Raw genomic sequence first — 1,334 nt, 5'->3', positions numbered from 1 at the left:
TGATGTATGGAATCCACTCCCTCCTTAGCAATCTAGACTTAGGAGTGTGAGAAAAAACCGAGGGTTCCAATATGTTGACTAAAAATGTTATCGCTATCGACTTAGCAAAAAATGTTCTTCAAGCCTGCCATATCAGCATTCATGGTGAGCTAATGTCCAATAAACCTCTGAGTCGCCAGAAGATGAAAGAGTTCTTGGCAAAGGCTAAGCCTTCGATTGTCGCCATGGAAGGTTGTTGCGGTTGCCATTACTGGGGGCAATTAGCAGAAAAACTTGGGCATGAAGTCCGAATCATTAACCCTAAGAAGGTGAAAGGATACCTAGAAGGTCATAAAACGGATCATAATGATGCTCTCGCCATCGCTAACGCCGCTATACAAATTGGTATCAAGTACAGTCGTCCAAAGTCATTGGAACAACAAGCTATGCATTCTTTAGAAACTAGCCGTAGATTCTTATCTCGTAGTGTTGTTTCCCTAGCTCTTCACATTAGAGGGACAATTTTGGGCTACGGGATAGCAAACCCTAGAGGTGAAAAAGGCTTAAAAGCGTCGGTTCAAACCGTGCTTGATGGCGATACACCAATACCCTCCAATGTCGTATCCGTTCTGTCGATGCTTTGGGAGCAATATAAAGAACTTAAAGCAAAACTCATCGCATTCGAAAAAGAGAAAAATGCTTTAACCCGTCAGATAGAGCCGTGCCAACGATTAATGGGCATTGAAGGGGTTGGTGAAACAACTGCTGCGATGCTCTATACAACTCTTGGTGATGGAAAGCAGTTCAAGAATGGAAGACAAGCTTCAGCATTTGTTGGTCTTACACCTAAACAGCACAGTTCAGGAGGCAAAGTTTTTATGATTGGGATCGATAAATGCGGTGGTGTGAAGGAGCTACGCTCGCTTCTTTATCTTGGCGCAATGTCATACGTTGGGCGACTACCCGAAAAACCGAAGACTCAGAAGGACGCTTGGTTGAGGAGCATCATAGATCGTATCGGCTTCAAGAAGGCCTGCATTGCACTGGCTAACAAAGTGGTACGTACTGCGTGGGCAATGCTTCGGTATGAGACTGAATATAAACCAGTATTACTCACTCATTAATCACTACCAAATTTTTAAATTTTACAAAATGATGATGCATAAAAGGTAAGACCAACCTACTGAGAACCTGGCCATTCTGTCATGCTGTAAAAAGCTGCTAGCGCGATAAGGACAGTAGGTGCGCAAAACATCAAAGGCTAGAGGGTAGCTCCTTCAATAAGAAGCCGAATATACGACCGCATCTTAACTTTTATTGCCAAAATCACTTTGTAAATACGTGGATTCCATATA

At 43.0% G+C, this 1,334-nt stretch carries 1 protein-coding gene; it reads left to right on the top strand.

The window, feature by feature from the left end; genetic code table 11:
• Positions 1-71 precede the first annotated feature (71 nt).
• The gene (locus AB4585_RS22565; protein WP_102398621.1) at positions 72-1,103 is read left to right on the top strand and encodes an IS110 family transposase; all 1,032 of its coding nucleotides are present in this window, start codon (positions 72-74) and stop codon (positions 1,101-1,103) included.
• Positions 1,104-1,334 lie beyond the last annotated feature (231 nt).

It is taken from the genome of Vibrio sp. 10N.222.49.C9 (assembly GCF_041474985.1).
GTDB lineage: Bacteria > Pseudomonadota > Gammaproteobacteria > Enterobacterales > Vibrionaceae > Vibrio > Vibrio crassostreae_C.
This window is presented reverse-complemented; position numbering and strand designations above follow the sequence as displayed.